Annotated in this window: 7 protein-coding genes; 1 reads left to right on the forward strand and 6 read right to left on the reverse strand. The window is 68.2% G+C overall.

Annotated features, from left to right (window positions below):
* On the reverse strand, positions 1-284 hold a 284-nt coding region (locus D0C15_RS33535), incomplete at its 3' end, for an acyl-CoA dehydrogenase family protein (protein WP_162830400.1).
* A 103-nt stretch (positions 285-387) separates the two neighbouring features.
* On the opposite strand from D0C15_RS33535, the gene D0C15_RS33540 reads away from it, so the two are divergent.
* Entirely contained in the window at positions 388-2,082 is a 1,695-nt protein-coding gene (locus D0C15_RS33540; protein WP_116052058.1) for a class I adenylate-forming enzyme family protein, read from the forward strand.
* An 11-nt stretch (positions 2,083-2,093) separates the two neighbouring features.
* Here the strand turns inward: D0C15_RS33540 and purE are convergent, their stop codons facing one another.
* The 5 genes from purE to D0C15_RS33565 all read right to left on the reverse strand — a co-directional run bounded on the left by purE (position 2,094) and on the right by D0C15_RS33565 (position 6,299).
* Positions 2,094-2,603, reverse strand: a complete 510-nt coding sequence (purE, locus tag D0C15_RS33545) for a 5-(carboxyamino)imidazole ribonucleotide mutase (protein ID WP_116052059.1) — start codon at positions 2,601-2,603, stop codon at positions 2,094-2,096.
* 22 nt (positions 2,604-2,625) lie between these two features.
* Positions 2,626-3,810, reverse strand: coding sequence for a 5-(carboxyamino)imidazole ribonucleotide synthase (locus D0C15_RS33550; RefSeq protein ID WP_116052063.1), 1,185 nt, complete (start codon positions 3,808-3,810; stop codon positions 2,626-2,628).
* A 7-nt stretch (positions 3,811-3,817) separates the two neighbouring features.
* Complete coding sequence (locus tag D0C15_RS33555) at positions 3,818-5,086, reverse strand: glycosyltransferase 87 family protein (RefSeq protein WP_116052060.1); 1,269 nt, start codon at positions 5,084-5,086, stop codon at positions 3,818-3,820.
* 200 nt (positions 5,087-5,286) lie between these two features.
* Complete coding sequence (locus D0C15_RS33560) at positions 5,287-5,463, reverse strand: DUF397 domain-containing protein (RefSeq protein ID WP_116052061.1); 177 nt, start codon at positions 5,461-5,463, stop codon at positions 5,287-5,289.
* Positions 5,460-6,299 carry a helix-turn-helix domain-containing protein gene (locus D0C15_RS33565; RefSeq protein ID WP_116052062.1) on the reverse strand — a complete coding sequence of 280 codons (840 nt, stop codon included), beginning with the start codon at positions 6,297-6,299 and terminating at the stop codon, positions 5,460-5,462. Before D0C15_RS33565 ends, D0C15_RS33560 begins: the two co-directional genes overlap by 4 nt.
* Between the last annotated feature and the right edge of the window lie 268 nt (positions 6,300-6,567).

Below are 6,567 nucleotides of genomic sequence, written 5' to 3' on the forward strand. Positions count from 1 at the left end.
TTCACCGCAGGAATCAACGACGCCGACGCATCAACCCGCGCGACCTCCTCAATCACAATGCACGCCGACACCGCATCCGCACCCTGCCCCGAAAACTCCTCCGGAACATGCACCGCATTGAAACCGGCCTTCTCCAGAGCCGCGCGGGCCTCGACCGGGTAACGCTCCTGCTCGTCGACCTCCGCCGCGTACGGCGCGATCTCCTTCTCCGCGAGCGAACGCACGGCAGCCCGCAGCTCCTCGTGCTCCTCAGCAAGCTGGTACAGCCCGGTGCCGTCAGTCATTCGCGTCACCCTTCTCGATCGGATACGTACTGCCCATCGATGTTAGTCGTCGTTTACTGAATGCAGCTTGTGTTATTGCCCGCATTGTTCGTACGGTCAGGTGATGGCGATCACGTCCCCACCGTGTCCTCCTGGCCTTCCCGACTCCCTCTCCTACCCAGATGCCCCGGTCGGGGCGCTACTCGCTTCGGGCGCGGCGCGCTTCGGGGCCCGCCCCGCCTACGTACACGGTGACCGGGCCCTCACCTTCGCGGAGGTGGGCACCGCGGCCGCCCGGTTCGCCGCGGCCCTCGCCGCACAGGGCATCGGTCGCGGCGACACCGTCGCGCTGCACCTGCCCAACTGCCTGGCCTACCCGGTTGCGTATTTCGGCACCATGCTGGCCGGAGCGACCTTCACCCCGGCGAACCCGCTGCTACCGCCGAAGGACCTCGCCGCCCAGCTGGCGGATTCGAACGCGACGGCCGCGGTCACGTTCGGCCCGGTCGCCGCCGCGCTCACCGGTGTCCGGGAGCACACGAACATCCGGCTGGTCGTCGTCGACCGCCCGATCGGCAGCCTCGGTGCGGGTCAGGTGGAGTTCCAGGCGTTCCACGCGGAGCTGCCGCCGAACCCGCCCGAAGTCACCCTCGAACCGGCTGCGGACCTCGCGCATCTGGCCTACACCGGCGGGACCACCGGCCGTTCGAAGGGTGTCCGGCTCCCCCATCGCAACATCGTGGTGAACGCACTGCAGACGGCCTGCTGGGGTTCGGGTTCGGTGCCCACGCTCGACGCGGACGGCAACCCGCGACTGGACCAGATCGGCTCGCCAGACGAGTGGCCGATCCGGCTCGGCACCGGGATCGGTATCAACCTCACCCCGTGGTTCCACGCGATGGGCACCATCGGCTCACTGATCATCCCGATGCTGACCGGGAGCACCGTGGTGTTGCACGACCGGTTCGATCCGGTCCACTACGCCGCCGATGCGGAGCGGCGCGCGGCCAACACCCTCGGCGGCGCCCCGGCGCTCTTCGCCGCCCTGCTCGCCTGCCCGGAGTTCCACACGCGCGATCTCTCGGCCGTGCGCGCGGTCAGCTCCGGCGCCGCACCGATGCCCATGGAGATGTTCCGGGCGCTGTCCAGCCGCCTGCCGAACGCGGTGATCAGCGAGGGCTACGGCCTCACCGAGGTCACCATGGCCGCGGTCCTGTCACCGACCTGGCGCTCGGGCACCCGGAAGGTGGGCTCGGTGGGATTGCCGATCTTCGACACCGAGGTCAAGGTCGTGCCCGTCGAGGGTGGCGACCCGCTGCCACATGGCATCCACGGGGAGATCTGCCTGCGCGGGCCGCAGGTGATGACCGGCTACCACCAGCGGCAGGAGGAGACCGCGGCCGCGCTAGACGACGGCTGGCTGCACACCGGCGATATCGGCATGGTGGACGAGGACGGTTATCTATCCATTGTGGATCGCAAGAAGGACATGCTGCTCTACAAGGGATACAACGTCTATCCCCGGGAACTGGAGGAACTGCTCGTCGCCCAGCCCTCGGTCGTCACGGCCGCCGTGGTCGGCAGACGATCCGCCGACGTCGGTGAACTGCCGGTAGCGTTCGTCGTCCGGGCGCCTGGGCACGAAGAGACCGGCGAGGCCGAGTTGATGGAGTCGGTCAACGCGCAGGTCCTGCCCTACAAACGGCTACGCGAACTGCGTTTCGTCGAACAGATCCCGGTCTCGGCGGCGGGCAAGGTCCTCAAGCGCGAACTGCGGGCACAACTGGAGCAGCCGCCGGGCGAGATCGCCGCGAACTGACCACGACCGCGTCAGCCTTGAACGCGCGACCGCAATGCCTCGTCCTTGTCGAGCACCAGTTGTTCCAGTTCGGCCTGAAACGAAGCCATGCGGACGCGCAGGGACTCGTCGGCGGCGGCCAGGATGCGCACGGCGAGCAGGCCCGCGTTGCGTGCGCCGCCGACGGACACCGTCGCCACCGGGACGCCGGCGGGCATCTGCACGATGGACAACAGCGAGTCGAGGCCGTCCAGGTACTTCAGCGGCACCGGCACGCCGATCACCGGAAGGACGGTGGCCGAGGCCACCATCCCCGGCAGATGGGCCGCGCCGCCTGCCCCCGCGATGATGACTTTGATGCCCCGGTCAGCGGCGCTGCTCGCGTAGTCCAGCATGCGCTGCGGTGTGCGGTGCGCGGAATACACGCCGACCTCGTAGGGCACCGCGAACTCGTCCAGGGCGGTACCGGCGGCTTCCAGTACCGGCCAGTCCGAGTCGCTGCCCATGATCACACCGACTACCGGCTTGACCTGCTCACTCATCGTGTCCCTCTCCCCGTGCCCGTCAGTGGATCTCGTGGCCGTCGAGCCACTCCGCGTGGGAGAGCCAGTGCGCCGCGAGGCGGGCTCGCTCCCGCAGGTCGCTCATATCGTCGCCGTAGACGTTCACATGTCCGAGCTTGCGCCCGGGTCGTTCACCCTTGCCGTAGGAGTGCACCCTGACCTCGGGGAACCGGGCGAACAGATGGTGCAGGCGCTCGTCGGGACCCATCTCCGGTGCGGTCTCGGCGCCGAGGACGTTGGCCATCACGCAGGCGGGCGCGATGAGATCGGTCGAGCCGAGGGGGTAGTCGAGCACCGCCCTCAGGTGCTGCTCGAACTGCGATGTCCTGGAGCCGTCCATGGTCCAGTGCCCCGAGTTGTGCGGCCGCATGGCGAGTTCGTTGACCAGCAGACCGTCCTCGGTCTCGAACAGCTCGACGGCCAGCACGCCGACCACGTCGAGCTCCTCGGCGATCCGCAACGCCAGGTTCTGCGCCTCGTGCGCGCGATCCCTGCTGAGCCCGGGGGCCGGTGCGAGCACCTCGGTGTTGATACCGCCGGACTGCACGGTCTCCACGACCGGCCACGCCGCGCCCTGGCCGAACGGCGAGCGGGCGACCAGCGCGGCGAGCTCGCGGCGCATCTCGACCTTCGTCTCCACCAGCAACGGAGTTCCGGCAGCGAGCAGTTCCGGAATCAGGTCGGCCGCCGCGCGCTCGGACTCCAGGATCCACACACCGCGACCGTCGTAGCCGCCCCGGGCCGCCTTCAGCACGACCGGCCAGCCGTGCTCCGCACCGAACTTCAGTGCGTCGTCCACGGAGGTCACCTCCGCGAACGGCGGGCCGGGGACCCCCAGCGCCGTCATCCGCTGCCGCATCACCAGCTTGTCCTGCGCGTGCCGCAGGGCCTCCGGGCCGGGGCGGACGACGACGCCCTCGTAGATCAGCGTCAGCAGATGGTCACCGGGCACGTGCTCGTGGTCGAAGGTGAGCACGTCGACGCCTGCGGCAAAGGAGCGCAGCGCCTCCATGTCGGTGTGCAGACCCTGCACCACCTCGCCTGCCACGAGACCGGCCGAGTCGTTTTCCCCTGCCGCGAGTACGCGCAGGGACTGGCCGAGGGAAATGGCGGCCTGGTGGGTCATTCTGGCCAGCTGGCCGCCTCCGACCATGCCGACGATGGGAAGTCCGGTACGTGTGTCCATAGCGAGTTCACAGTAGCTGCCGGTCCCGCCGCAGCTCACCGGCGGTCTCGTCGCCCGAATCACCTGGCGGCGAGTTCCGGCGCCGCCAGACCCACCGGATCGCGAGCACGCCGATCAACACGACCGGCACGAGCAGGTAGGCGCTGCCCACCACGTACTGCCATACCTGCCAGTGCAGTTCGATGTTGCGCCCGTTCGGCATCACCAGCAGCACGCAACTGAGGAACACGGCGGAAACACCGGCCGCCGCCAGCCAGCGCCGCCACCCCGCAGCGGGCGAGGTATGCGGTAGCCGCGACACCAGCAGCACGATCAGCGGGACCGCCCACACCCAGTGGTGCGACCAGGACACCGGCGAGATCAGCAGCGCGTAGAACGCCGTCACCAGCAACGCGGCCAGCGGCTGACCCCTGCGGTGGAACCGCAGCATCAGCCAGATCGCGGGCGGGGCCAGCAGTGCCCCGATGCCGAGCGCCGCGGCCGACGCCCAGGGCGCGAGATCGGTCAGCCGGTTCAGCAGGCCGTTCAGCGACTGGTTGCCCGCCCAGTGAATCGGTCCGATTCGTCCGGTGTCGAAGATGGTGTGTGACCAGAAGCGCAACGCGTCGGAGGGCACGATCACGAACATCAGGCCCTGCAACACCACGAAGGTGATCATTGCCCGCGCCGCGTCCATCCGGCGTCCGGTGAACAACAGGTGCGGCACGAAGATCAGCGGCGTCAGTTTGACCGCCGCTGCCACTCCGACCAGTATCCCGCCCCACCGGGACCCACGCGCGCTGATGACCAGCACGTCCAGCACGATCAGGGCCATCAGGATCAGGTTGATCTGACCGAGGAAGATCGTTCGCCACACCGGTTCCAGTGCGAGCAACAGCACGGAGAAGATCAGTGTGGTGCGCGCGGGCGAGGCCCAGCGGGGCAGTTCACCGCCAGGCCGGGGAAGCGTCGCGACCGCGACCCGGATCACCAGCGCCATCGACATGATCGAGGCCGCGGCGAGCACGCCCCACGCGACCTGGATCGGCAGGATGGCCAGCGGCACGAACAGCAGCGCCGCCGTCGGCGGGTAGGTGAACGGCAGCAGCGCCCACCACGGCTCGGGATCGAGCGTGTTGGCCTCGTAGAGCGGTTCCCCCTGCAGCAGGGTCAACGCCCCTGCCCGGTACACGGCGCTGTCGACGCCGAGGCGCCAGTCGGCCAGCCAGCCGACCACCCCGGCGATCACCGCGAGCAGTGGAACCGCCACGAGCAGCACGATGGACCGGGGGCGCATCGACAACCGCCCCAACGAGGTCCGCACGGCCAGCCAGGGCGGACCGGGCCGGGTAGGAGTTTCGCTCACCCGACCAGGAAATCACGAATCGACATCGGTGTGGCCACAAGCCCCACTCAGGTGCACCGGAGACGCGTGGGCAGGGCCCAACGGAAGCGGCCCCCGGAGTGTGGTTCCGGAGGCCGCTGTCGTGACTGCTGTCAGTGATTGCGCTTGAGGTTCGCGGTGAAGGTGTGCCACGCGGTGGCGGTGACGATCAGCTGACCGCCATCTCGGTCCTTGGTGTCTCGGACCTCCGCGTGCTCGCCCAGTGCGATCTCCACGCAGTCTCCCTGGTTGCCGCTGTGGCTGGACTTCCGCCAACGGCGATCGCTCATGTCGAATGCTCCATCTCGTCAGCCACTTCCGCGATGAGCTCCGCTGTGGCAGTGGGGCTCATCGCGTCCCGGCGGAGGTTATCCGCCGCGGTCTGGTAATCCCGCACATCCCCTTGATCGGTGAGCGTCGTCGCCGATCGGTAGTGCTCCAACTGGACGACCGGGCGCGCTCGATCGAACTCGAGGAGTACGAACGATCCCTCGAGCGCCGGGGAATACCCGAGAGTCAGCGGGATCGCCTGCACCGTGACGTTGTCCACTGCGGCGATCTTCTGCAGGTGACGCAACTGCTGCAGCATCACGGACCGTTCACAGGGCGGATACCTCAGTGCGGCTTCACCAATGACGGCGTGGAACTCGACCGGATTGTGGCGGGTGAGGATGTCGCGCCTGCCCATCCGGTACGTGACACGCTGCTCTGCCTCGCCCAGGGTCGCGCCCGCCGACAGCATGATCGATCGGGCGTAGTCGGCGGTCTGCAGTACACCGGGGATCATCGCGAATTGCACGTTCGTGATCCGTATGGCGGTGCGTTCGTACTCGGTCAGAGCCGCGAGGTGACGGTGAACCCCCGGAGCGACCCAGTTCGGGTCGGCGGCATCACGCGCGAGTTCGAGCAGACGGTCACGTTCAGGACCGGTCACACCAAGAATCCCCAGCACGGCCGCCGTGTCTTCCACACTCGGCGCGATCCGGCCGTTCTCCCATCGAGTTATGGCCGTGTGGTGCCGGTCCAGAAGTGATCCGAGCTTGCGGATGGTCAAACCGGCTGCCTCGCGATGCTCCCTGAGTGCGGCACCAAGCGCGTGCGCCCGAGGAGTGTTGGTGCGAGCCATGCACCAGATGCTAGAGCACCTCGCGCCCTCCACAGGTTCAACCGTCCGGGCTATTGCCGTTCTGGTGCGTGAACCACAACTATGGTTCACGCACCAAGGTTGAACGTGATGGGAAGGCCAGCGAATTGAGTACAAAAGAGCGGCGGACGAAGGTCCGTGGGGAGGCGCGCACCGCGGCCGGGCGTGAGCGGGGACGGCGATGACGCTGCGCTGGCAGCAGGCCGAACGGAAACGGCACGCACTCGACATGAACCCGGCCAACCGGCCG

The sequence above is a fragment of the Amycolatopsis palatopharyngis genome (assembly GCF_003385185.1).
Lineage (GTDB): Bacteria > Actinomycetota > Actinomycetes > Mycobacteriales > Pseudonocardiaceae > Amycolatopsis > Amycolatopsis palatopharyngis.

Bases quoted from the DNA above. Each gene is read 5' to 3' on its own strand.
- D0C15_RS33540 (WP_116052058.1), top strand. From the start codon at position 388: ATGGCGATCACGTCCCCACCGTGTCCTCCTGGCCTTCCCGACTCCCTC.
- purE (WP_116052059.1), bottom strand. From the start codon at position 2,603: ATGAGTGAGCAGGTCAAGCCGGTAGTCGGTGTGATCATGGGCAGCGAC.
- D0C15_RS33550 (WP_116052063.1), bottom strand. From the start codon at position 3,810: ATGGACACACGTACCGGACTTCCCATCGTCGGCATGGTCGGAGGCGGC.
- D0C15_RS33555 (WP_116052060.1), bottom strand. From the start codon at position 5,086: ATGCGCCCCCGGTCCATCGTGCTGCTCGTGGCGGTTCCACTGCTCGCG.
- D0C15_RS33560 (WP_116052061.1), bottom strand. From the start codon at position 5,463: ATGAGCGATCGCCGTTGGCGGAAGTCCAGCCACAGCGGCAACCAGGGA.
- D0C15_RS33565 (WP_116052062.1), bottom strand. From the start codon at position 6,299: ATGGCTCGCACCAACACTCCTCGGGCGCACGCGCTTGGTGCCGCACTC.